General features: G+C 35.6%; 22 protein-coding genes. 16 read left to right on the top strand and 6 right to left on the bottom strand.

Annotation, left to right across the window (positions count from 1 at the left end; genetic code table 11):
* The first annotated feature begins 51 nt into the window (after positions 1–51).
* From M2373_RS07075 to M2373_RS07055, 5 genes are all read left to right on the top strand, one after another.
* Positions 52–990 (top strand): ribose-phosphate pyrophosphokinase, encoded by a 939-nt coding sequence (locus M2373_RS07075; protein WP_259108997.1) that lies wholly within the window; start codon positions 52–54, stop codon positions 988–990.
* Between the two features lie 55 nt (positions 991–1,045).
* On the top strand, positions 1,046–1,684 hold the full coding sequence (locus M2373_RS07070) for a 50S ribosomal protein L25/general stress protein Ctc (RefSeq protein WP_259108996.1): 639 nt from the start codon (positions 1,046–1,048) through the stop codon (positions 1,682–1,684).
* A 183-nt stretch (positions 1,685–1,867) separates the two neighbouring features.
* Positions 1,868–3,088 (top strand): aminotransferase class V-fold PLP-dependent enzyme, encoded by a 1,221-nt coding sequence (locus tag M2373_RS07065; protein WP_259108995.1) that lies wholly within the window; start codon positions 1,868–1,870, stop codon positions 3,086–3,088.
* 147 nt (positions 3,089–3,235) lie between these two features.
* Positions 3,236–4,054 carry a T9SS-dependent choice-of-anchor J family protein gene (locus M2373_RS07060; protein ID WP_259108994.1) on the top strand — a complete coding sequence of 273 codons (819 nt, stop codon included), beginning with the start codon at positions 3,236–3,238 and terminating at the stop codon, positions 4,052–4,054.
* 170 nt (positions 4,055–4,224) lie between these two features.
* Entirely contained in the window at positions 4,225–4,857 is a 633-nt protein-coding gene (locus M2373_RS07055; protein ID WP_259108993.1) for an NAD(P)H-dependent oxidoreductase, read from the top strand.
* Between the two features lie 113 nt (positions 4,858–4,970).
* Here the strand turns inward: M2373_RS07055 and hemE are convergent, their stop codons facing one another.
* Genes hemE through hemA form a run of 4 tightly spaced genes read right to left on the bottom strand, consistent with a single transcriptional unit; the run spans position 4,971 to position 8,930 of the window.
* Positions 4,971–6,008: a uroporphyrinogen decarboxylase gene (gene hemE, locus M2373_RS07050; RefSeq protein ID WP_259108992.1), complete on the bottom strand. Its 1,038-nt coding sequence runs from the start codon at positions 6,006–6,008 to the stop codon at positions 4,971–4,973.
* A 43-nt stretch (positions 6,009–6,051) separates the two neighbouring features.
* Positions 6,052–6,723: a uroporphyrinogen-III synthase gene (locus M2373_RS07045; protein ID WP_259108991.1), complete on the bottom strand. Its 672-nt coding sequence runs from the start codon at positions 6,721–6,723 to the stop codon at positions 6,052–6,054.
* Between the two features lie 37 nt (positions 6,724–6,760).
* Positions 6,761–7,669, bottom strand: a complete 909-nt coding sequence (gene hemC / locus M2373_RS07040) for a hydroxymethylbilane synthase (protein ID WP_259108990.1) — start codon at positions 7,667–7,669, stop codon at positions 6,761–6,763.
* Complete coding sequence (gene hemA, locus M2373_RS07035) at positions 7,656–8,930, bottom strand: glutamyl-tRNA reductase (protein WP_259108989.1); 1,275 nt, start codon at positions 8,928–8,930, stop codon at positions 7,656–7,658. Before hemA ends, hemC begins: the two co-directional genes overlap by 14 nt.
* 395 nt (positions 8,931–9,325) lie before the next feature.
* On the opposite strand from hemA, the gene M2373_RS07030 reads away from it, so the two are divergent.
* The 6 genes from M2373_RS07030 to M2373_RS07005 all read left to right on the top strand — a co-directional run bounded on the left by M2373_RS07030 (position 9,326) and on the right by M2373_RS07005 (position 15,646).
* Positions 9,326–10,351 (top strand): rod shape-determining protein, encoded by a 1,026-nt coding sequence (locus M2373_RS07030; protein ID WP_027381028.1) that lies wholly within the window; start codon positions 9,326–9,328, stop codon positions 10,349–10,351.
* Positions 10,352–10,377: 26 nt separating this feature from the next.
* Positions 10,378–11,232, top strand: coding sequence for a rod shape-determining protein MreC (gene mreC, locus M2373_RS07025; protein ID WP_259108984.1), 855 nt, complete (start codon positions 10,378–10,380; stop codon positions 11,230–11,232).
* Complete coding sequence (locus M2373_RS07020) at positions 11,225–11,731, top strand: rod shape-determining protein MreD (protein WP_259108983.1); 507 nt, start codon at positions 11,225–11,227, stop codon at positions 11,729–11,731. The genes mreC and M2373_RS07020 overlap by 8 nt, the downstream gene beginning before the upstream one ends.
* A complete protein-coding gene (locus M2373_RS07015; protein ID WP_259108982.1) occupies positions 11,728–13,764 on the top strand; it encodes a penicillin-binding protein 2 in 2,037 nt (678 codons plus the stop codon). The genes M2373_RS07020 and M2373_RS07015 overlap by 4 nt, the downstream gene beginning before the upstream one ends.
* Positions 13,761–14,990: a rod shape-determining protein RodA gene (gene rodA, locus M2373_RS07010; protein WP_259108981.1), complete on the top strand. Its 1,230-nt coding sequence runs from the start codon at positions 13,761–13,763 to the stop codon at positions 14,988–14,990. Before M2373_RS07015 ends, rodA begins: the two co-directional genes overlap by 4 nt.
* Positions 14,991–15,070: 80 nt before the next feature.
* Positions 15,071–15,646, top strand: coding sequence for a pentapeptide repeat-containing protein (locus tag M2373_RS07005; protein WP_259108980.1), 576 nt, complete (start codon positions 15,071–15,073; stop codon positions 15,644–15,646).
* 132 nt (positions 15,647–15,778) lie between these two features.
* Here the strand turns inward: M2373_RS07005 and M2373_RS07000 are convergent, their stop codons facing one another.
* Together M2373_RS07000 and M2373_RS06995 are read right to left on the bottom strand one after the other, a co-directional pair.
* On the bottom strand, positions 15,779–16,492 hold the full coding sequence (locus tag M2373_RS07000) for a C40 family peptidase (protein ID WP_259108979.1): 714 nt from the start codon (positions 16,490–16,492) through the stop codon (positions 15,779–15,781).
* Between the two features lie 338 nt (positions 16,493–16,830).
* Entirely contained in the window at positions 16,831–19,026 is a 2,196-nt protein-coding gene (locus M2373_RS06995) for a glutamine synthetase III (RefSeq protein ID WP_259108978.1), read from the bottom strand.
* Positions 19,027–19,545: 519 nt separating this feature from the next.
* Between M2373_RS06995 and M2373_RS06990 the strand changes: the two genes are divergently transcribed.
* The 5 genes from M2373_RS06990 to M2373_RS06970 all read left to right on the top strand — a co-directional run bounded on the left by M2373_RS06990 (position 19,546) and on the right by M2373_RS06970 (position 25,397).
* Positions 19,546–21,237: a DUF6909 family protein gene (locus tag M2373_RS06990; RefSeq protein WP_259108977.1), complete on the top strand. Its 1,692-nt coding sequence runs from the start codon at positions 19,546–19,548 to the stop codon at positions 21,235–21,237.
* 136 nt (positions 21,238–21,373) lie between these two features.
* On the top strand, positions 21,374–21,841 hold the full coding sequence (locus M2373_RS06985) for a DUF1572 domain-containing protein (protein ID WP_259108974.1): 468 nt from the start codon (positions 21,374–21,376) through the stop codon (positions 21,839–21,841).
* Positions 21,842–21,843: 2 nt separating this feature from the next.
* A complete protein-coding gene (locus tag M2373_RS06980) occupies positions 21,844–22,479 on the top strand; it encodes a hypothetical protein (RefSeq protein WP_259108972.1) in 636 nt (211 codons plus the stop codon).
* 121 nt (positions 22,480–22,600) lie between these two features.
* The gene (locus M2373_RS06975) at positions 22,601–24,439 is read left to right on the top strand and encodes a M1 family metallopeptidase (RefSeq protein ID WP_259108970.1); all 1,839 of its coding nucleotides are present in this window, start codon (positions 22,601–22,603) and stop codon (positions 24,437–24,439) included.
* Between the two features lie 199 nt (positions 24,440–24,638).
* Positions 24,639–25,397, top strand: coding sequence for a type III pantothenate kinase (locus tag M2373_RS06970; RefSeq protein WP_259108968.1), 759 nt, complete (start codon positions 24,639–24,641; stop codon positions 25,395–25,397).
* Positions 25,398–25,400 lie beyond the last annotated feature (3 nt).

Raw genomic sequence — 25,400 nt, 5'->3', positions numbered from 1 at the left:
CAGATTCTTGTGGTTTTTTTTTAAATTTGCAAAATCTTTTAAAAAGTAAAAATGGCCGATCAGTTAAGTTATCTATTTTGTACAAGGACGAGTAAGGACTTGGCAGAGAAAATTGCCCAGCATTATGGGAAAGAATTAGGAAAAATCAACTTTCAGGAGTTCAGCGACGGGGAATTTGAACCTGTTTTGGACGAATCTGTAAGAGGGGGAAGAGTATTCCTAATCGGATCTACATTCCCGCCGGCGGACAATCTTTTGGAGCTTCTTCTAATGATTGATGCTGCGAAAAGAGCTTCTGCAAAAAGCATTACTGTCGTACTTCCGTACTTCGGACTTGCAAGACAAGACAGAAAAGACAAACCAAGAGCACCGATCGGTGCAAAATTGGTTGCTAATCTTTTAACAGCTGCGGGAGCGACAAGAGTAATGACAATGGATCTTCACGCAGACCAGATTCAAGGATTCTTCGAAATTCCGGTGGACCACTTATATGCGTCTACGATTTTCGTAGATTATATCAGAAACCTGAATCTTGAAGACCTTACCATTGCTTCTCCGGATATGGGAGGTGCAAAAAGAGCAAAAAACTATGCTGGTCACTTAGGCGCAGAAGTAGTAATTGCTTACAAAGAAAGAAAAAAAGCAAACGTTGTAGAAGAAATGTTCCTTATCGGTGATGTAGAAGGTAAGAATGTGATTCTTATTGATGATATGATCGATACGGCAGGAACACTTTGCAAAGCAGCAGATATTCTGATTGAGAAAGGAGCAAAATCTGTAAGAGCAATGGCTACTCACGGAGTGCTTTCAGGAAAAGCTTATGATAATATTGAGAACTCAAAATTATTGGAAGTGATTGTAACTGACTCAATTCCTGTTAAAAATAATTTGTCAACTAAAATAAAAGTGCTATCTTGCGCCCCATTATTTGCGGACGTTATGAAGATGGTTCATGAGCATCAATCAATTAGCAGTAAGTTTGTTATTTAATTGATTATCATGAAGTTTGCAATTAAAATTAAAACAATTTTTTAAATTTTTATAAATGAAATCTATTACAATTCAAGGTACAAAAAGAGAAAGCGTGGGTAAAAAATCTACAAAAGCTCTACGTGATGCTGAACTAGTTCCTTGTGTTGTTTACGGAGGTGGTGAGCCATTGAACTTCTCTGCAGAAGAGAGAGCTTTCAAAGGTTTGGTATATACTCCTGAAGCACACACGGTATCTATTGAAATCGACGGACAGGTAATTCCTGCTGTTCTTCAGGATATTCAGTTTCACCCAATTACAGACAAAATTCTTCACGCTGACTTCTATCAGTTATCTGATGATAAGCCAGTAGTTATGGAGGTTCCTGTAAGAATTACAGGTCGTTCTAAAGGTGTTGTAGCTGGTGGTGTTTTACGTCAGTCTTTCAGAAAATTGAAAGTAAAAGCTATTCCTGCTAACTTACCTGATGAGATCGTTGTTGATGTTACTCCATTAAGAATTGGTAACAAACTTTATGTTGGAGGTATCAAAACTGAGGGATATTCTTTCGTTCACCCGGACAATGCAGTAGTAGTTGCTGTTAAGATGTCTAGAAATGCAATGAAAGGAGGTGCAGCAGCAATGGATGATGAAGATGAAGAAGAAGTTGCAGCTGAAGGAGAAGCTCCGGCAGCAGAAACTGCAGCAGAATAAGAATTGCTTATTTAAACAATATAAGAACCTGTCAATTTTATTTGACAGGTTTTTTTGTCTGCAATATTATTCATCGAATCCTTTCTATCAGCTGGCAACAATTTGGCCTCAGCAAGAATCCGAAAAAAAGCCGTAAATTTGAAGTGTTCTAAATAAGAACGTTTTAATTTAAAATTTTAATAAATGTTTGACATTCAGGAAATAAGAAGTCAGTTTTCTATATTAGATCAGAAGGTGAACGGGAAACCATTGGTTTATTTAGATAATGCAGCAACATCGCAAAAACCCAACTCTGTTTTAGAAGTTTGGAACAAATACTATACAGAGCTTAATGCCAATGTGCATAGAGGAATCCATACATTGAGTCAGTTAGCAACGGAAGAAATGGAGCTTTCAAGAAGGAAAATCCAGAAATTCATTAATGCTGAGCATGATTTTGAAGTGATTTTTACAAAAGGAACTACAGAAGGGTTGAATCTTATCGCTTATATTCTGACGCAAAAGCTGAAAAAAGATGATGAAATTATTATCTCTTATCTTGAGCATCACTCAAATATTGTTCCCTGGCAGTTACTTTGTGAGAGAACTGGAGCAAAATTAAGAGTGATTCCTATTGATGAAAATGGAATTCTTCAGCTTAATTATCTGGATGAATTTTTAAGCGAAAAAACAAAAGTGGTTTCTGTTAATCAGGTTTCAAATGCTTTGGGAATTGTAAATCCTATTGAAGAAATTATTGCAAAGACAAGAAAGAATTCAGATGCCTATATTGTTATTGATGGTGCTCAGTCGGCTCCGCATTTTACAATTGATGTTCAGAAAATGGATTGTGATTTCTTCGTGTTTTCGGGGCATAAAATGTATGCACCTATGGGAACCGGTATTTTATACGGAAAACAGGAAATTCTGGAAGATTTGCCACCATTCCATGGAGGAGGTGAGATGATTGCAACATGCTCGTTTGATGGAACAACATATGCAGGGCTACCTTTTAAATTTGAAGCCGGAACACCAAATGTAGGTGGAAATATTGCTTTAGGTGCGGCAATTGATTTTATTCAGAAAGTAGGGCAGGAGAATATTCAGAATCACGAAAATGCGTTATTAGAATATGCTCAAAGACACCTTCTGGAATTAGAGGGAATTAAAATTTATGGTGAAAAAGCCAATAGAACCGGAGTAGTTTCTTTTAATCTGGAAGGAATAGGGATTGCTTCTGATGTAGGAATGATTCTGGATAAAATGGGAGTTGCTGTAAGAACTGGCCATCATTGTACACAGCCGATCATGGATTTCTTTAATATTGCAGGAACGGTAAGAGCCAGTTTTGCGGTTTACAATACTTTTGAGGAAATCGATGCATTGATTGAAGGGGTGAAAAAAGCCCAGCGAATGTTAAGCTAATATTTATAATATATAACTTTTAAGCACTCCAGCATATCTGGAGTGCTTTTTTATTTAAAAGTATTGATATTGAATATTTTATTTATTTAATATTGATTTTTTATTGAAAATAATTTCTTAAATTTAAATATCCTAAAAAACTATACCATGAGAAAACAATTGCTTTTATTCTTGCTGGCTTGTGGGCTTAGTAATGCACAAGTGTTTTCTGAAAATTTTAATGGAGGGAGTCTTCCTTCAGGATGGACGGTAAATAATCCTGATACGACTTACAATTGGGCAGTAGGCGGCCAGGCTGGCTTTGCTTCATTTCCAAACGGAGCCGCTTTTTTTGATGATGATGATGCCGGACCTTCAGGTGTTAATTCAAATGCAAGGCTGGTTTCACCGGTTATTAACCTTGCGGGAGTTGCAAACCCGAAGCTGTCATTTAAATATGCAAATATGATCTATGATCTGGATTCTGTGATAAAGGTCGAAGCATTCAACGGAACTTCTTGGGTTCAGGTGTTTTCTTCTGCCGGAAGTTCGGGAACCTGGAATATTGATTTTAATACACTTACTTATGTTCTTCAGGTGTATGCAGATGCTGCAAATATAGATTTAGCACCTTATGCTAATGCCAATTTCCAGCTTAGATTTATTTACGATGATGTAGGGGATTATTCTTACGGAGCGGCAATTGATGATGTGACAATTACCTCAACAGGAGTGTTGGCAACTTCAGATGCCTTTTTAGGAAAAGGGCTGGAGCTTTATCCAAACCCTGTTAAAGATAGTTTTTATATTAAATCTGATATAAAAAACGATACTAAAATTACAGTTATGGATATGTCCGGAAAACGAGTGAAAACTTTTTCAGGAAAATCTCAAACATACGATTTATCTGATCTTCCAAAGGGAAATTATATAATTTCAATCGACGATGGTAAGAACACGGTAAGAAAGAAAATTATAAAACAATGATGGTTGATAGCTTCTGAATTTCAGGAGCTTTTTTATTTTACCGGACTCTTGATTTGTGTTAATCGGGTTGTATTGATTAAAATATAGATATTAACAATGAATCAAATTTAAAAATCAGTGTCTTTTATATAGGACACTTGAAGTAATTTTGCGTAGTTAAATTTTAAAATATGGAATTAATTGAAAAACTGAACTGGAGATTTGCAACAAAAGCAATGAACGGTCAGAAAGTGCCACAGGAAAAAGTGGACAAAATATTAGAAGCAGCAAGGTTGGCACCCACATCTAGTGGTCTTCAGCCTTTTGAAATCATTGTGATTACCAATCAGGAAATCAAAGAACAGATCAAACCTCATGCTTGGAATCAGCCACAGATTACGGATTGTTCACATCTTTTGGTTTTTGCAGCCTGGGATAATTACACAGAAGAAAGAATCAATAAAATGTTTGATTTGACCAATGATATCAGAGGATTCAAAAATGAAGGCTGGGAAAATTACAGACAGATGTTGTTAGGAACTTATCCTCAAAGGTCTGCTGAAGAAAATTTTACGCATGCTGCAAAACAGGCTTATATTTCTTTCGGAGCAGCGATTATTGCGGCAGCTTTTGAGGAAGTAGATTCTACGCCAATGGAAGGGTTTTCTCCTGAAGCGGTGGACGAAGTTTTAAACTTAAAAGAAAAAGGTTTAAAGAGTGTTCTGCTATTGCCAATAGGTTACAGAGATGCATCCAATGACTGGTTGGTAAACCTTACGAAAGTCAGAAAACCAAAAGAAGATTTCATTACTGAAGTTAATTAATTATTTTACTCATAAAAAATACCCTTTCAATCACTGAAAGGGTATTTGTATTTTATTTAAACTAAAATTTCACATAAAGTTTATCATAATATCAGTGAAAATCTTAGGGGAAATTAAAACTGAGTATTCGGTTTCCAATCCACTACCGCTCTTATAAATGCTTCTGCATTTTCCAGAGGAATATTAGGTAAAATTCCATGACCAAGATTGGCAATATATCTGTCTTTTCCAAAACGGTTGATCATTTCATTCACCATCTTTTTAATCGTTTCAGGTGTGGAATGCAGTCTTGCCGGATCAAAGTTCCCCTGAAGAGTCATCGTGTGATTGGTTAGTGTTCTCGCGAATTCCGGTTTGATTGTCCAGTCAACTCCTAAAGCCGAAACTGGTGATTGAACCATCTCTTCCAAAGCAAACCAGCATCCTTTTCCGAATACTACTACATGGGTTAACGGACTTAGCGCTTCAACAATCTGGTTAATATATTTCCATGAAAATTCCTGATAATCTGCCGGAGATAGCATACCTCCCCAAGAATCAAAAACCTGAACAGCAGAAACACCTTTTTCTACTTTTCTCTTCAAATATGCAATCGTGGTATCAGTGATTTTCTGTAATAACAGATGAGCCGCTTCCGGTTGTTGGAAACAGAAAGATTTAGCAATGTCAAAAGCCTTACTTCCTTTGCCTTCTACGCAATAGCAAAGAATTGTCCAGGGAGAACCTGCAAAACCAATCAATGGGATTTCATTGTCAAGCTTTTGTAAAGTAAGTTCAATGGCGTCAAAAACGTATCCTAATGTATCATTCACATCCGGAACGATCACATTCTGTACATCTTCCATTGTTCTGATCGGATTATCTAGCCAAGGACCTACATTTTCTTTCATTTTGAAATCAATTCCCATCGCTTGAGGAACTACTAAAATGTCGGAAAACAAAATAGCAGCATCCAAAGGATATCTTCTGATAGGCTGTACTGTAATTTCAGAAGCTAGCTCGGGAGTCTGACATCTTGTAAAGAAGTCATATTTATCACGAAGAGCAATGAATTCCGGTAAATATCTTCCGGCTTGTCTCATCATCCAAACAGGCGGTCTTTCTACGGTTTCACCACGCAGAGCCTTTAGATATAGGTCGTTTTTGATCATAATTTATTTAGACTATAATTTGCCAATATTGTTGTTATGAAGCTTAAAGAAACCTTTTAATCAATCCAAAAACAGAGATTAAATTATTTTCTTCAGAAGTAAAAATCTTTTCAGAAGTATACTTTTTTAATTCATTAGAAGTAGTTTCCCCAATCGAAAAAAGCTTCATGTTTTCCAATGAATTTTTTTTTGCAAAACTACGAACTCCACTCGGACTAAAAAAAACGGCAGCATGATATTTTTCAGGTATCATGGGATTCATTTCTTCAGTATTGTAGACGGTAACCTTTTTATATTTAATATTTTGCAGTGGAAGCTCCTGGTCGAGAACGCTGATCGCCAGATTGCCGCAAAAGTGTAAAAAGTTTTCATGTTGGCAATGGCCAATGATGAATCTTGAGAGGGTATCTGCATTTTTCAGAACTTTAAAGGTTCCGAAGCCGTTTTTTCTTAATGCTCGTTTTGTTTTTTCACCGACACAGTAGATTTTGTTATAATTTTTTGCCGTAAAATCTTCATTAGGCTTAAATCCGTTTTTAAAAAAAGAATTTATGCCATTGACACTGGTGAAAATTAATGAATGGTCTTTCAGGTCAAAGGAGCGAACTATAAGAGGATTTGTCTTAATTACCTCAACACAATCGACCGCAATATGCTCTCCTAATTCTTTGGATATAACAGATGGGTCTATATTTTTGGTAAATAAGATTTTCATTTTTTAGAGCCTGGAGCTAAAAGATAAAGGGTGTTTTTTAAATCTGGCTTTTAATTTCTGCCATCAGTTCTTTTCCACCATTTTCAAGAACTATTTTTGCGAATTTTTTTCCAAAGTTCTCTTCTTCATTATAAACAAAACTTTCGTCAGTCAAGATACAGTTTTTACCATCTAATGAGCAAAGTCCTGCTTTGAAACGAATCTGATCCCCGAAGATTTCTGCAAATGCGCCAATAGGAGCTGTACAACCTCCTTCCAGGGTGTTTAGGAAATTTCTTTCCATTTCTACACAGATCTGGGTGGGTTTATGATTGATAGAACTTAAGATTTCGTTGATATCTGTTTTTTCAGAATGTCCTGCAACAGAAATTACTCCTTGTGAAGGAGCTGGAATTAAAAATGGAAGCATTTCATAATCGATTTCCATTTTCATTCTCTTGATTCCTGCTAAAGATAAAATTGTCGCATCAAAATCACCGTCTTCCAGCTTTTGAAGACGGGTTTGTATATTTCCCCGGATGTCAGAAAATTCTGCATTTGGATAATTTTTAAGCCAAAATGCTCTTCTTCTTAAACTGCTCGTTGCCAATTTCAGTTCATGAAATTCTTTAGTTTTTGCAGATTCTTTACGGATTAAAACATCCTGAGGAAAGTCTCTCTCCAGATAAGCAATGATTTCAAGGTTTTCAGGAAGTTTGGTCGGAACATCCTTTAATGAATGTACCGCAATGTCGATCTCATCATTTAATAATGCAACATCCAGATCTCTTGTAAAGACACCTGTAATTCCTAAAGAATAAAGCGGCTGATTAAGATTTTTATCACCCGAAGATACAATAGGAACAATTTCCGTTAAATAGTTGTTGTTTTGAAGATGCCTCGCAACTTCTCTCGCCTGCCAAAGTGCAAGTGCGGAATTTCTGGTTCCGATTCTAATGCTTTTCATTGAATTCGTTGTTTGGTTGTTCAACTAATATTTCGTGCATTAATTTACTAATTTCTTCGGCTTTTAAAGGATTATCGATGATATATTTTGCAAACCGGTTGGTGATTTTCTGAATCATTTTATCAGAAAGTTCCATATCCGTGATATTTATATATTTATTTTTTCTGTAAAAATTATGCATTTCGTTACGTTCCATATTTTTTAAAACCGCTTTGAAATGATGAATATTGGGAGCCAGTCTTCTCTTCTTTTCCCATTCAAGAAAATCTTTTGTCATTTCCTTGATGATTTTTTCAGCTTTCGGGATTTCTTTTTCTCTCTGTTGAATGGTTTCCTGAATTTGTTTTGAAAGCTCATCGACATCAATCAGGGTTACATTTTCGTTTTCCATGACGTTTTTGTCAACGTTATTTGGAATGGAAAGATCGATGACCAAAGTTTCTTTTCCGTTCGGGAAGTGAGATTTATCAACAATCGGATGTCTTGCTCCGGTTGCCACGATCAGGATATCGGTGCCACTTAATTCTTTGTCAAAATCAGAATAGTCAATATGAGGAATACTGTATTTTTCAGATATCTTGGCTGCTGTTTCCTGAGTTCTGTTGGCGATTTTAATTTTGGGCTGATAAACATGTTTTACCAGATTCTCAACCGTGTTCTGTCCGATTTCTCCAACTCCCAACAGAAGAATATTTTTCTCCGTAATCCTTTTTTGATTATTTAAAATATAATGCACCGCCGCATAAGAAACTGACGCTGCCCCATTGGAAATTCCTGTTTCGTTTTTGATTCTTTTTGAAATCTGAATGGCAGAATTAATTGATCTCTCCAAAAAAGGATTAGAATTTTTTCTTTCTTTTTTGAAACGGTTATATGCTTTTTTTATCTGACCGATAATTTCAAAGTCACCGATAATCTGACTTTCCAGACCTGCCGCTACTCTGAACAGGTGAGTCAGCGCTTCTTCTTTGGTGTGGATATTTGCAAATCTGATGAAATCGGTAAAATGAACACCGATTGTTTTGCAGTATTCTTCAGCCACTAAAAGATAATTGGGCGAAGTTGTGTAAATTTCGGTCCTGTTACATGTCGATACCACGAAAGCATCCCCTAAATCTTCATTGTGAATTCGGGTAACAAAGTTTTTGATATTTTCATCAAAGAATGCAAATTTTCCCCTTGTTTCTACATCTGCCTTTTCAAAGCTTATAGAAAGTACGGCGAAATTCGACGTTTGATGTATATTGGAATACTGTAACATAAGCGCAGCAAATTTACGTTTTTTTTCATTAATCACTTTCTGATAATGTATATGATAATTATCGTAAAAAACTATTTTGGTTTGCTTCTAAATAAGCTTTCCAAATAATATGAAAAGTTAAATTTTTTAATCCAATTTTAACGGTTTGAAGATTATCAATTCATTAAAAAACGACCCTTTGTCTGATTATGAAAACCTCAACCTTCAATCTTCCCGCTTCCAGCCGAGAATTGACTTAAATCTGGTTTAGGTTAAAGTCTGTAATTGATTAAAGTAAAAGTTAATAGATTATTGAAAATTTTAATAAAATTTTAACCAAATTATATGCTTGCGGAATTTCTTTGGTTGTCTTAAATTTATATCTTTGTAACTCTTTAAAAAATCAGAAGGAAAATATGAGTTTATTCGATATGTTTACGCAAGAAATTGCGATAGACCTTGGTACTGCCAACACCCTTATCATCCATAATAATAAAATTGTTATAGATCAGCCGTCAATTGTTGCAATTGAGCGTTCTACGGGTAGGCCGATTGCCGTCGGCGAGCAGGCGAAGCATATGCAGGGTAAAACTCACGAGGATATCAAAACAATTCGCCCACTGAAAGATGGGGTTATTGCAGATTTCCACGCTTCTGAACACATGATTAAAGAATTTATCAAAAAAATTCCTGGAATTAAGGGTAAATTTATTCAGCCTGCATTAAGAATTGTGATTTGTATTCCTTCCGGAATCACTGAGGTTGAAAAGAGAGCGGTAAGAGATTCTGCACAGAAAGTAAATGCTAAAGAAGTACGTTTGATTTATGAACCAATGGCTGCTGCTATAGGAGTCGGGATCGATGTACAGAAACCTGAAGGTAATATGATTATCGACATAGGTGGCGGTACTACAGAAATTGCTGTGGTTGCTTTAGGAGGTATTGTTTGTGATAAATCTGTGAAAATTGCAGGTGATGTATTTACAAATGACATTGCTTATTACTTAAGAACACACCACAATCTTTACATCGGGGAGAGAACTGCCGAGAGAATTAAAATCGAAGTGGGTTCTGCTGTTGAAGATCTTGACGTTGATATTGAAGATATTCCGGTACAGGGTAGAGACCTTATCACTGGAAAACCAAAAGAAATCATGGTTGGATACAAAGAGATTGCCCGTGCATTAGACAAATCAATTATCAGAATTGAAGATGCTGTAATGGAAACTCTTTCTCTTACTCCTCCTGAATTGGCTGCTGATATCTACAAAACAGGTATTTATCTTGCTGGTGGTGGTGCATTGTTGAGAGGTCTTGCGGATAGACTACACAAAAAAACAGGTCTTCCTGTATTTGTTGCAGAGGATCCGTTGAGAGCTGTAGTTCGCGGAACAGGTATCGCTCTTAAGAATATGGATAAATTCAATTTCTTAATTAAATAATTTTAACTTTTTACGAACACATCTGAATGGGATTTTTGCTGAGATTATTTTCGAAGAACGCACTTTTTGTCTTCTTTATATTCCTGCAAATTATTGCTCTGGTTCTGATATTCTCTAAAAATGCCATGCAGAAATCCTGGATTGCAGGTCAATCTGCTGCTTTGAATTCTTGGGTTTCAGGATATATTGATGAGGGGGTTTCTTATCTGAAGCTTAAACAGATCAATGATGACCTGGTTACTCAGAATAAGGCTTTGATGGTTGAGCTTTACGGAAAACAGGGCGCTGCAAATCCTCAGTTCAGAAAAGTTCATGATACGTTAGGTGGCGGACAGATTTATACATTCGTCGACGGTGAAATTGTTTTCAACAGTATCAACAGAAGAAATAATTACTTTACAATAAACAGAGGTAGAAGAGACGGGGTTTTTCCACAGATGGGCGTAATGGCTCCAAAGGGAATTGCCGGAATTGTCATCAATTCTACTGATAGTTATGCGTTGGTTCAGTCTGTTTTAAGTGTAAACAGAATCAGAATTAATGCCGCCTTAAAAAACTCAGGATATTTTGGTACCTTAACATGGAACGGAGATAATTCGAGAGTGATGCACCTGGCAGATATTCCTAAATATGTTGCCCTTAAAATAGGGGATACTGTTGTTACTGACGGTAAATCGGCGATCTTCCCCAAAGGAGTTCAGATCGGTACCATCGCGGGATATTCTGTTGATAATAAAACAGGTTTCTGGGATATTTCAGTTGAATTAAGTGAAAAAATGGGAGCTTTGAATAAAGTTTTCGTGGTTAAAAACCTTAAAAAAGCTGAAGTACAAAAGATTCAAGATACAATGCAAGCTGTAATAAAAAAAGAAAATGATTAGCAGGACTTTATTTACGGACATATTAATCATGATTTTTCTGGTTGCATTACAAATATTTGTTTTGAACAGGATCACGATTTTCGGAAAATATACGCCGGTACTATATCCTGTGTTCGTTATGTTTTATCCTTTTTTCAGAAATAAATTTCAATTTCTGGCTTTAAGTTTTCTGATCGGCCTTTCGGTTGATGCATTCCTTTATTCATGGGGAATCAATGCATTTGCGACCACTCTGATTGCCTACTTCAGAACCTTAATTTTCAGAACGTCTACAGATACTTCCACAGACTTTTTCTCATTTCAGTCCCTTCAATGGGCGCAGTTTTTGCTGTTTTTATTTTCAAGTATCTTTTTACATCAGCTTTTAGTACAATATATAGAGTTCTTTAAGTTTAGTAGATTTTTTGAAATATTAATTAATGTATTGGTGACGAGTATAATTTCATTTATCTTTATCGTTGTTTACGCATTAATATTTAAAATCAAACAAAAAGTTTGAACACACGTTATTTAAAAATTTTTTCCGCTCTTGCTGTTATCGCCTTGATTTTCGTGGCGAGACTTGCTTATTTACAATTGTTTACAGATCGTTATGCATTGAATGCTGCGAATACTTCTATTAAAATTGAATATGTTATTCCCCAACGAGGAGTCATTTTCGACAGAAATGGAAAAATTATGGTTGGAAATCAGCCTGCCTACGAGATTTCTTTTACGCAAGCTTTAATGAAACCTGATTTTGATACTCTTGGGTTTTGTAATTTAATGAAGATCAGCAAATCGGATTTCATCAATAAAGTTAATACCATAAAGAAAGAGAAATATTATTCGAAGCTGACGCCGATGACTTTTATTAAAGACCTCAGCAGAGAAGATATTGCAAGAGTTCAGGAAATTATATTTAAATATCCGGCATTCAGTATTGTTTCAAGACCACAGCGTCAATATGAAGTTTCGACTTCCGGAAACCTTTTAGGCTACACCAGTGAGGTCAATGAAAAAGAAATTAAAAAAGATTCAACCTATTATTTGCCGGGAGATTTTATCGGAAAAACAGGTGTTGAAAAATCTTATGAAAAAGAGCTTCGTGGGGTAAAAGGAATGAAATATATCCAAAAGGATATCAGGCTCCGAAATATCGGATCTTATAAAAACGGGACATTGGATAAAGATGTAATCACCGGAAAAGATATTACTTTAACGATTGATTACGATCTGCAGAGAATGGCCGAAGAAATGCTTGTGGATAAGCACGGAGCTATTGTTGCCATTGATCCTAATAATGGTGAAATCTTAACGATGGCAACCGGTCCGGATATTGATCCCAACTTATTTACAGGTCCTAATAAATCTAAAAACTTATACGCATTATCAAAAGATACGATCTATGAGAATAAACCAACCTTTGACAGATCTGCTCAGGCTGCTTATCCTCCAGGGTCTACTTTTAAACTGTTAACGGCTCTTTCTGCAATGCAGATGGGGGTGATGACGGAAAATACGATATTTCCTTGTGGCGGAGGTTTTAATTACAGAGGATTAAGAATTAAAGGTCATGGCGGAGCCGATCCTTTGATTCCTTCTATTCAAATTTCCAGTAACTGCTATTTTTCATACGCTTATCTTGCTATTATTAATAAATATCCGGGAAATCCTTCCAAAGGGGTTGATGAATGGAAAAAAATCATGAACAGCTTCGGGGTTGGAGAATTTTTAAACAATGACCTTGCTGTTGGTGCGAAAGGAAGAATTCCGTCTGGAGAATTCTATGAAAAAAGACAGAAAACTCTTAATAAATATAGCGGTAAAAAAGATTATAAAAACTGGGACCCTTTGGCTACCGGTGCCGTTTTCAACGGAATGGGGCAGGGAGATATCATGATTACGCCTCTTCAGCTTGCTAATTATGTAGGGGCAATTGCGAATAAAGGATGGTACTATACGCCTCATATTGTAAAATCTATTGATGGTAAACCAAATCCTGATCCGAGATTCAAAAAGAAGCATCAGACGTTGGTGGACCCCAAACATTTTGAGCCTGTACTGAAAGGTATGGAGGCTGTGGTGTTAAGAGGAACAGCAAGAAGTTTAAAATCTAATGATTTTACTATGCTGGCAAAAACGGGTACAGCACAGGTGCCACAAGGAAAGGATAACTCAATCTTTGTACTGATTGCTCCTGCAGATAAACCTAAAATTGTTGTGGTTGCTGTTATGGAACATGCCGGATTCGGTGCTACCTGGGCCGGTCCTGCTTCTGCTGTCATCGCCGAAAAATATATTACCGGTGATTTAAAAAGAGAAAATCTTTATAAAAAAATGACCGGCGCGAGTTTCATGCCTGAATATAAAAGACAATGGGTTGCTGATCTGAAACGTAAAGGACTTTATAAAGATCCAACTCAGGATTCTGTGAAGCAAAAAAGAATTAAGGATAGCTTAAACTTTATTAAAGAGCAGAAAATAAAACTGCAGAAAAAGATAGAAGAAGAAACAAAAAATAATAAAAATACAAAACCTGCTAAGCAATGAAATGGACAGAAGGAATAGATAAATTAGGTCTTGGCTTATATTTCCTGCTTTGCATTTTTGCGATTGCAAATATTTACAGTGTGGATCAGAAATTAGGAGAAAAGCAATTGGTTTTTTTCGGTATTTCCCTGTTTGTAGGTCTTATTATTTTTGTCGGGAGAAGTAAGTTTTTCGAAAATATGTCAGGGATCATTTATATAGGCGGTGTTTTATTGCTTATTGGTCTTTTCCCTTTTGGTAAAGAGATTTTGGGCCAGAAAAACTGGTATAAGTTCGGAAGTTTTACCATGCAGCCTGTTGAGTTTGCGAAAATAGGAACGGCGCTTATGGTGTCCAATTATGTTTCCGGACCTGACTTTAATTTAAAAAACAGAAAATCACTTTTAACGGCACTTGGAATTATAGGTATTCCGGCAGTTGTTGTGCTTGCTATTCCCGATGTTGGGTCTATGTTGGTATTTATTGCCTTTTTCATTGCCTTGTACCGTGAAGGTCTGAGTGGTTTACTTTTTGGCGTTGGATTTCTTTTTGCAGGTGTATTTCTTGTTTCATTGGCTATTCCTCCGGTATATGTTGTGATCACGATTTTATTGATTGCGGGAGGCTGGATTGCCATGAATTACTATAAAATGTCATGGAATGTTATTTCCATTTCAAGTATTGCCGGATCTATTCTGATTTTATGCGGACTGGCTTTCGGATCACCTTATATTTTAGAAAAACTGCCGAAACACCAGAGAGAAAGAATTGAGGTTCTTTTTAAAGGTGAAAAAGCTTTTAGAGATACTTCCGGTTATAATTTGCTGTATTCAAAGACGGCAATTGGTTCCGGAGGACTTTTAGGAAAAGGATATCGGGAAGGTTCTGTGACTCAGGGTAAATTCGTTCCTGAGCAGGAAACCGATTATATTTTCTGTACGGTGGGAGAAGAATGGGGCTTTTTAGGAAGTGCAATTCTTGTTTTGTGCTACATGGTATACATCGGAAGGATTTACTATCTCGCAGAAAAGCAGAAATCAACCTTTAACAGGGTTTTTGGATATTGCTTTGCTTCCATTCTTTTAATGCACTTTACGATCAATTTAGGGATGGTTATGGGGCTTTTTCCTACAGTGGGTATTCCTTTGCCGTATTTCAGTTATGGAGGGAGTTCTTTATTGGCTTTTTCAATCATGACTTTTATTTTCTTTAAACTTAATTATGCAGATAAAAACAGCCTGGTTTAACAGTTTGAAGTAGAAAAGGCTGGTGAAAGTATTTTCCGATTAATTTCTTGATTTAAATCTACGAGCAAAACTATAATCTTATGAAAGAAGCATACGTTCTGGACCAAACTTTCGAAAACACAGATTTTTCTAAATTTCAAAGGGGTGAATACGAAAATTGTACTTTCCGTCATTGTAATTTTGAATATGCGGATCTTTCGGGCTTCAGTTTCAACGACTGTGAGTTTATTAGCTGCAACCTGAGTATGGCAAAGCTTGTCTCAACGGCTTTTCGTGATGTTATTTTTAAAGAATGTAAAATGTTCGGGCTTCATTTTGATGACTGCAATGAGTTCGGAATGTCTTTTAAATTTGACGGCTGTTTATTGCATAATTCAATTTTCTACAGAACAAAAATCAAAAAGACCCTATTTAAAAATTCAAAGCTCATAGAAGTTGATTTCGCCGAGTGTGATCTTTCTAATGCTGCATTTAGCCATTGCGACTTTTCAGGCGCTGTTTTCGATAATACAAACCTTGAAAAAGCAGATTTCAGAACATCGGTCAACTATTCAATAGATCCTTCTCAGAACAGGCTTAAAAAAGCTAAATTTTCGTTGTCTGAGATTTATGGGCTTCTTTATAAATTCGATATTGAAATTGATAAGAATGGCTAGGAGTCCGAAGCCGGATTTTTGAAGTTTCGTAATGAGTGTAAGTGAGAGAACAAGAGGTATAATTAATCACTAAAAATAAAAAAACCATCAAAAAATATTGATGGTTTCATTATTTAAATCAATTATTTAAAATTAAAAACTTGTTGCGTTTGATGCTGGAGTCGTAGTTGCCAGGTTATTGAAGGCCTCTCCGTTTTCGTTGATCACTCTTTTTCCGAATCTGTATTTAGGTCCCCAATAAGAGTCATTCAGTGAAGAAACCATCACTCCTTTCGACGTGGCAGCGTGAATGAATTTAACCTCCCCATCTTCTGTAACACTTTCTACAATACCTACGTGAGAAATTCTTCTTCCATGAGAAAAGAAAATTAAATCTCCTTTCTGTAGGTTTTCTTTTTCAATTTTTTCTCCTTCCTGAGACTGAGAAGCCGCTACTCTTGGTAAGCTAAGGCCTGCTGCAGCACCAAATACAGAAAGAACGAAAGCTGAACAATCAATACCGTTTCTTGTCATTCCTCCATATCTGTAAGGCGTTCCTAGGTATGTTTCAGCTTCTGTTAGGATATTGTCGATTGTTTTGTTATGTCTGATTGCTTTTGCAATTTCAGAATTCTTAACTGCGTTTTTAGCATTGACTAAAGATGCCGCTTTTTCTGCAAGGAAAGAATCAATTAATCTTTGCTTGTCTAGCTCCATTTTCTTCGTATCAAGAGAAGCTAGTTTGGCATCTGTTTTGTATTCTTTACTATAAGTTGCTGGTTTTGAAACTACATAATTTGTAGCGCACGATTGTAATGAAACTGTAGAAACTAAAGCAACTAAATAAAACAAAACTCTTTTCTTCATATAAATTTGATTAACCGTGTTAAAAAGGAATAGTATTTTTCAAAAGCATTACAAAAGTATGTATTCCGTCTAAAAGAGCCCCGATATGATAATTGTCAGGTTCTTATTTTAACACATTTTAACATATTATTTAAGTATGTTAAAGAAAAACAAACCGCAACCGCCTGTTTTAGGTGAGTGTGCGGTTTTTTTTATTAAGATTCTTTAACAAAATAAATCGTATTTCCTTTATTAATCAAGCATTCAGTTTTAAAACTCTAATTTTCAGGACTGTTAATAAAACAAAAAAAACTCCCCGATAAATCGAGGAGTTTCACTAATATGGAACTTTACAAATGTTATTTTGTAAACAACATTTCTCTGTATTTTGTCATTGGCCAAAGTTCATCATCCACCATCATCTCAAGATCGTCAGAAGCATCTCTGATGATATCAAATAAAGGTTTTACTTTGTTGCAGTAAGTTTCTGCCTGCTTCTGACTGTCAGATACAGCTTTTGCAGCTTCTCTGGCTTTGATAAGGTCTTCAACACCTAATTTGATTTTAGAAACATTCTCAGAAATATTAGTAATCAGGCTCATTTGCTCTTTCGCTAATGTTTTGAATTCTTTGTCTCCGAAAATCTCTTTAAGACCTTTTACGTTTTCAATTAATCTGTTTTGATAATTTAAAGCTGAAGGAATAATGTGATTTCTTGCGATGTCACTTAAAACTCTGGCTTCAATATCGATAACGGTAGAATATTTTTCTAATTTAATTTCGTTTCTTGCCTCAACCTCTCTGTGAGTGAAAACTCCGATTTCTTCATAAAGATCAACGAATTTTTTGTCCATTTCCTGTTTAAGAGCCTCCGGAGTTGTTTTTAAGTTGTTCAAACCTCTCTTTTTAGCTTCCTTAGCCCAGTCATCAGAATATCCGTCCCCTTCAAACATGATGTTTTTACACTGTTTGATGTACTCTCTTAATACATTGAATATGGCTTCGTCTTTTTTAAGACCTGTTTCTACCAATGCATCAACTTCTTTTTTGAAATCGTTTAATTGTTTTGCAGCAATCGTGTTCATTACTGTCATAGATTCCGCGCAGTTTGCAGAAGAACCTACCGCTCTGATCTCGAATTTATTTCCTGTAAATGCAAATGGAGAAGTTCTGTTTCTGTCGGTGTTATCCAACAGGATCTCAGGGATTTTTCCAACTACATTTAATTTTAAATCTGTTTTTTCGTCCGGAGAAAGTTTTCCTTCCGTTACTTTTTCAAGCTCTTCCAAAACTCTGAATAACTGGCTACCGATAAATACAGAAATAATTGCCGGTGGAGCTTCATTAGCACCCAATCTGTGGTCGTTGCTTGCAGATGCAATACTAGCTCTTAAAAGATCAGCGTATTCGTGAACAGCTTTAATTGTGTTAACGAAGAACGTTAAGAACTGTAAGTTTTTCTTAGGATTTTTTCCAGGGCTTAATAGGTTTTCACCAGTATCTGTTGCTAAAGACCAGTTGTTGTGTTTTCCGCTTCCGTTTACGCCTGCGAATGGTTTTTCGTGGAATAAAATATGGAAATGGTGTTTGTGAGCAATTCTTGCCATAATGTCCATCAACAAAGAGTTGTGGTCAACGGCAACATTTACTTCCTCAAACATTGGAGCCAGCTCAAATTGGTTTGGTGCTACCTCGTTGTGTCTTGTTGTTACGGGAATACCTAATTTCATACATTCGATTTCCAACTCTTTCATGAAGTTCATTACTCTGGTAGGAATTGAACCGAAATAGTGGTCATCCAGCTGCTGTCCTTTTGCAGGAGAGTGTCCAAGCAAAGTTTTCCCTGTTAATACAAGGTCCGGGCGAGATTGATATAATGCTGAATCTACCAGGAAATATTCTTGCTCCCAACCTAAAGTAGGAGTTACTTTTGTTACGTTTTTATCGAAATACTGCATTACATTGGTTGCAGCTTCGTCTACAGCGTTCAAAGCTCTTAAAAGAGGGGCTTTATAATCTAAAGTTTCTCCTGTGTAAGAGATGAAAATTGAAGGAATACATAATGTAGTTCCCATAATGAATGCCGGAGATGTAGGGTCCCAAGCTGTATAACCTCTTGCCTCGAAAGTGTTTCTGATACCACCGTTCGGGAAAGAAGATGCATCCGGCTCCTGCTGGATCAATAAGTTTCCGCTGAATCTTTCGATAGCTCTGCCTCCTTCAATTGGAGTGAAGAAAGAATCGTGTTTTTCTGCAGTTGTACCTGTCAAAGGCTGAAACCAGTGAGTGTAGTGAGTTACCCCTTTGCTCATTGCCCAGTCTTTCATGGCTACAGCTACTTGGTCTGCAATGTGTCTCTGGATTTTTGTTCCTTTTTTCATTGCATCCAAAATAGACTGGAATGCTTCTTTCGTTAAATATTCTCTCATTGTTTCTTCTGAGAAAACATTCTGACAGAATAATTCTGACAATTTTGCAGGAACTTCAATAGAGTTATCTTTTCTAAAGTCCTTGAATGGTAAAGTTTCTAACGCTTTGAATCTTAAAGTTGACATATTAGGTTAATTTTTACGGGGCAAATTTACAAAAAAAATGAATTGAAAATATTTTTACCCTAAAAAATTAAGGGGTAAATTTAATTTTAACTAAATTTCAAACGTTGATTTGATTTTTTAAAGGGGTGAAATGAATTCAAAGTTTTAAATTGAATCTTTTTTTGAAAACCATTAATAATGGATACATACTATTGTTATACAATTTACGAATTTAAAACAGCATATACATAGTAATTATTTTGTTTGTGATGACCGAAGCCCATTTTTCATAAATAATATTTCTAAAAGGAAGAAAATTCCTCACCAATGGAGTGGTATCAAAAATTTCTTTGAAATTTTTGACGGGGTGGTCTTAAAAACGATCATTTTCTTATATAAATTTCCACGATATACTTTTGCTTTTTTGCTTTATTCATAGCAATAACATCATTGAATTTATATATTATGTTAAATCGTTTATTAAAAGATACTTAAAATAAGTTGAGCGGAGATTTTGTATATTTGTGTGAAATTTATTTTATGACAAATTCTAGAGCAAGAGAAACAACGGAAGCAATTGAAAGATTGTATATTTCTATGAGACACCTCTTTTACAGAGGTTTTTTTAAACCTGCCGGTGTTTCGGGGGAGAGCATCAGAAGTTTGTTGAAGACCATCAATCCGGAGATTTATGGAAGTATGAATATTCCAAGTAAATTGGAACTGGATGGTTTGATGTATGTTTTAGACAGGCTTCCTGAGGGAATTGAAGAATGTGCTTTTATTCATCTGACATCAGATGAGGGTTTTGATAAAGGAAGTTTCGAGCCAATTGTACCTAAAAAGAGAAGAAGAAACTGTTACAGAATAGACGAACACCAGATGAATATTGAAGTTCTTTTGGGACGTTCTGAGATCTATGATATCCTTACTCACCTTACATTTTTATTTATAGAAGCAGATAAAGTTAGAAATCTGGCGTTCATCCAGGATGAAAACTGGAAACCGACACGTGCTTTTAAAATTATCGAAGAGGTAGTAAAAGGTGAAAAAAAATTCAGCAGAAAAGAAAAAGAAGTTGCTCTTATTCATTTATCTTCTTTAATAGGAAGAACTTTTGATGAGACATTAAACGCTTACAATACTTTTGGGGACGACAGCAATCCTGACCGTTTATTCAAAATCATCTATAACTTGGCAAAAGTTAGTTTGGAAGATGCAAAACAGACAAGAGAAAGAGAAATTCATTTCAGTGCGATATTAAAGGAAAGAGTGGGACATCACTATTTTGGTGAAAAATGGGCCAATAAAGTGAAAGAAGTTTTATTTGAAAACAACCTTCATATGAGACCGCTTCATATTATTTCTGCCAATATGCACTCTGTAAAAAACATGTTGTATGGAAATGATGCCTTAAAGAAAAAAGATACCAAGGAAGTAGATTATAAACTGTACGGCGAAATTTCTGATAAGAAAGAACTTCGTGATAAAGTTTCTAAATATGCTTTGGAAGAAGGTTTGATCTATATTAACGATAAAAGCGGAAGTAATATCGATGTTCAGATCATTGATTTGAGCAAAACAAATCTTAAAAACACGCCTTTCAACGATATAAAATATGGTGGAGATGATGTGATTATGGTTTTCGATTATGCTTTTGGTGAACAGGCTTTTGAGGTGATGGATGAGTTGTTGAGACCTTTCGAACACAAAGGAGAGGTTTACATGATGAAAGTGAAATCTGTTTCCATCATGGGTAAAGCCGGAATTCTTGCCGGTGCAAAAGGAGATATTATGATTCCTACTTCACATATATTTGAAGGAACGGCAGATAATTATCCTTTTGAAAATGCTTTAAAGCTTGAAGATTTTCACGATGATGAATTAAAAGCTTTCGAAGGACCTATGATTACCGTTTTAGGAACATCGCTTCAAAACAGAGATATTCTTTCTTATTTTATGAATACTTCTTGGAAGGCAATTGGACTGGAGATGGAAGGTGCACATTATCAAAAAGCCATTCAGGTAGCATCTAAAATCAGACATCATATTTCACCTGATTTATTTGTAATGTATGCTTATTACGCTTCGGATAATCCTTTGGAAACGGGAAGCACACTTTCTTCAGGTGGTTTAGGGCTGACAGGTGTAAAACCAACATATCTGATTACGTTAAGAATCTTAGAAAAGATTTTACAAAGCGGAAAAAAAGAAGTTTCAGCTAAAAAATAATTTTTAATCTCGATTAAGAATCCATCTAATCCTTTAAGGTTTCAAAAGCCTTGAAGGATTTTTTTTAATAATCATCCTTGTCAAGGTTTTTGTGAGAAAATTTAAAAAATAATTATCTTTAAAAAAATTAAAAACAATGAGTTCAACTTCACAATTAGCAAAAAGATTCCGAGAGGTTTTGCTTGATGGACTTTGGATTGCAAATACCAATTTTAAGGATCAATTAAAAGATATCACTTGGAAAAAAGCAAGCACGAAAGTCGGTTCTTTGAACACAATCGCAATGCTCACTTTTCACATCGATTATTATATCGCGGGACTTATGAATGTTTTTGAAGGTGGTGATTTGGAAATCAGAGATCAATTTAGCTTTGATCTTCCGTCAATTGAATCTCAGGAAGAATGGGAAGGATTATTGAATAAGCTTTGGAGCGATTCTGAAAAGTTTGCCCATTTATTAGAGCAAATGCCTGATTCCAAAATGAGTGAAGTTTTTGTCGATGAAAAATACGGAACCTATTTAAGAAATATTGATGGAATGATTGAGCATGCATATTATCATTTGGGACAGATTACTTTGATTAAAAAATTATTGCCGATTTGAAAATGAGAAAAATATATTTTCTTTTTATGCTGCTTATTTCTTCTTATTGTTTTTCACAATTCAAAATTCCTGATGGTTTTTCAGAATTTAAAGAAAGTCCTTCAAACGGAAAGGAAATGAAAAGGATTGTTGTGGATTTTGATAAGGATAAGAAAGATGATGTGATTACGTTAATTTATCAATCAGAGTACGAATTGCATTCTGCTAAAAAGTATCTGATCCTCTATCTTTCGTCGAAGAATAAAACTTTTTACATCGATTTTGATTTATTTAACGGAGTTTTTGTTATTCCCTTAAAATATAAAAATGATGTGGTAGATTTCTTGGTTTATCAGGAAGGAACAGGTGTATACGGACACGGTCTGAAATTAAGATTTAACCAAAAAGTAAAAGAAATACAGCTTATTGGTTATGATTACAGCTACAGAACTCCGAGTGGTCATTGCAGTAAAACATATAACTTGCTGACAGGAGATTATACCGTGACAAACGATGTTTATAATATGAAAACTAATAAAATAGAGTTTCAAAATTTCAAAGGAAATAAAAAGCAATCTAAAAGTATTTTTATTAAAAACTTCTCATCTCAATTATTTGAAAAGCTAAGCTTGGTGGGAAAAGAATTTGAATTGGAATAATCTTTTTAACAAACTCCTCAAAACTCCATCTAAAACCATATCACACAGATAAAACCTCAACATAAGTCTACATTTGAGGTCTTATTTTAATTACTTATCTTTAAAAAAAATAAAATTTTAAATGAAAAAATCGGTTGCAATCATTTTTGCGTTTATCATTTCTCAATTTCAGGCTCAGCAAGGAGCTTACTATCAGCAGAGTGCGAAGTACAAGATGGATATTGATGTGAACGCTGAAAAATTTACTTACCAAGGGAATCAGACCTTAGAATATACCAATAACTCACCGGATGAACTGAATGTGGTTTATTTCCATTTGTACTGGAATGCTTTTAAACCTAACTCTATGATGGATCAGAGAGTGGCTGCCCAAGGGAAAAATGGAGACTCAAGATTGCAAAAAGATGGGATTTCAAGATTGGCCTCGATTCCGAAAAATGAAGAAGGAGCTCAAAATATTCACTGGCTTAAACAAAACGGAAAAGACGTAAAGTTTGAGATTCAGGAAACAGTAATGAAGGTATATTTGGCAGAACCTATTAAACCTAATTCAACAACTATTTTCACAATGGAATGGGATGCTGTAATTCCTCAGCAGATTCGAAGAAGCGGAAGAAATAATAGAGAAGGTGTTGATATGACCATGACACAGTGGTATCCGAAAATTGCGGAATACGATTATGACGGTTGGGCAACATTTGACTATATCGGAAGAGAGTTTCATGCTCCATTTTCAGATTTTGATGTGACTATTAAAATTGATAAAGACTACGTCATCGGAGCGGGAGGAATTCTTGAAAATCCTACAGAAGTAAAAGGATACGATACCAATGCAAAAATTAAAGCTGAGAAAAATAAAAAAGCCACCTGGAAATGGACTGCAAAAAATATTCTCGACTTCGCCTGGAGCGCAGACCGGGATTATATTGTGAAAAGTTTTGATGTTTCACAAGGTCCGAAAGTATTTTTTGTATACCAGAATAATGATAAAACGAAAGTCTGGGAACAGGCTCAGCCGTATATAACTAAATATTTCCAGATTATGAATTCTCATTTCGGAAAATATGTCTATCCAACCTATGCCTTTATTCAAGGGGGAGATGGTGGAATGGAGTACGGAATGTGTACGATGATTTTGGGTGAATCAAAAAATATTAAAGACTTAATGGGATTAATGGCTCACGAAGGCTCTCATTCCTGGTACCAGCAGATGTTGGCAACCAATGAGCCTATGCGCCCATGGATGGATGAAGGTTTTACAAGCTATGCTGAAAGTTTTGTTATGCATCAGCTTTTTCCGGAGGAACTTCCGAATCCGTTTACCGATAAATTAAATGCCTACAGAAGTTTTATCAAAAAAGGAATTGAGGAGCCTGCGATATGGTTTGGTGACCATCATGATAACGGAACCTCATATTCATATGCTTCTTATGTAAAAGGAGAATTGTATCTGGTGCAGTTGGGATACATTATGGGTGAGCAGAATTTAGCAGAAACCCTGAAGCAATATTATGAACAGTGGAGTATGAAACATCCTTCAGACAGAGACTTTTTGCATATTGCCCAGAAAGTTTCCGGAATGGATCTGAAATGGTTTCAGAACTATTGGATCTATACCACAAAAACAATTGATTATGGAATCAAGGATGTGAAGTATGATGCAAAATCGACAACAATTACTTTAGTCAACAAAGGGCAGGTACCAATGCCAATTGACTTCAGTGTACTGACTAAGGATAAAAAAGTGATGACCTACCAGATTCCGTTAAATATGACGCATACCTGGAAAACAAAAGATGCCTATGGAGATTTCAAAACGATGCCTTACTGGCCATGGACACAGAAGGAATATGTAGTGACGGTGCCTTACACAAAAGATCAGCTGTCTGTTTTAGGAATCGATTTCAGTCAGAGAATTGCAGATGTCAATATGGATGATAATTTCGTAGAAGTAAAATAATCGCATTAAAAATAAATGTCAAAATCCTACAGATAGTCTGTAGGATTTTTTGTTGGCATGAATTGTTTAAGTTTTTTTAAGGATAGGATCAATTTATGGGAGATTGAGACATAGTTTTTTATTAAAATCATTAAATTTATCCCCTGAAAATAAATCAAGGATTTCTATTATAAAGCATATCCTTTTGAAAAATAAGTCAATGAATTCAATCGTAATCAACGTAGGAAACAGTAATATCAGATTTGGTCTTTTTGATGATGACAATTGTGATATTTCGTGGGTGATCAATACAAAACCTTACAGAACAGCAGATGAATTATACGTTCAGATGCTGATGTTATATCAGACTTATAAAGTTGAACCCGAGCAGATCACAAAAGTGATTATCGGATCGGTTGTCCCTCAGCTGACCAAGGTGATAAGTTCGGCGATCAAAAAAATCCATGGAATCCTTCCTGTAATTGTTGATAGGAGTACACCTTCAGGCGTCGTGGCAAAATCTAAACAGATGGGAACGGATATTTATGCCAATCTTGTGGCTGCACATAATATGTATACAGACCGGAAAAAAATTGTTCTTGATTTCGGTACAGCACTTACGGCAAGCTGCGTAGCAGAAAACGGTGAGACATTGGGTGTTATCATTGCTCCTGGGATTGTTACTGCTTTAAATTCTCTGATCAATCAAACGGCACAGCTTCCGGATATTGAATTGAAAAAGCCAAAAACAGTTTTGGGACTTGATACGGTAACCTGCATGCAAAGTGGTATGGTATATGGGTTTTTAGGAATGGTAGAAGGTTTTATTGACCGAATAAACGATGAGGTGAATGATGACTGCTTTGTTGTAGCTACCGGAGGCGTTTCCCACGTTTACAAACCTCTGACAGACAAAATCCATGTGATGGACAGGCTTCACACATTAAAAGGTCTTTATTTTTTAGGAAAAGATTTATAAATC

Source organism: Chryseobacterium sp. JUb7 (assembly GCF_024806495.1).
Taxonomy (GTDB): domain Bacteria; phylum Bacteroidota; class Bacteroidia; order Flavobacteriales; family Weeksellaceae; genus Chryseobacterium.
This window is presented reverse-complemented; position numbering and strand designations above follow the sequence as displayed.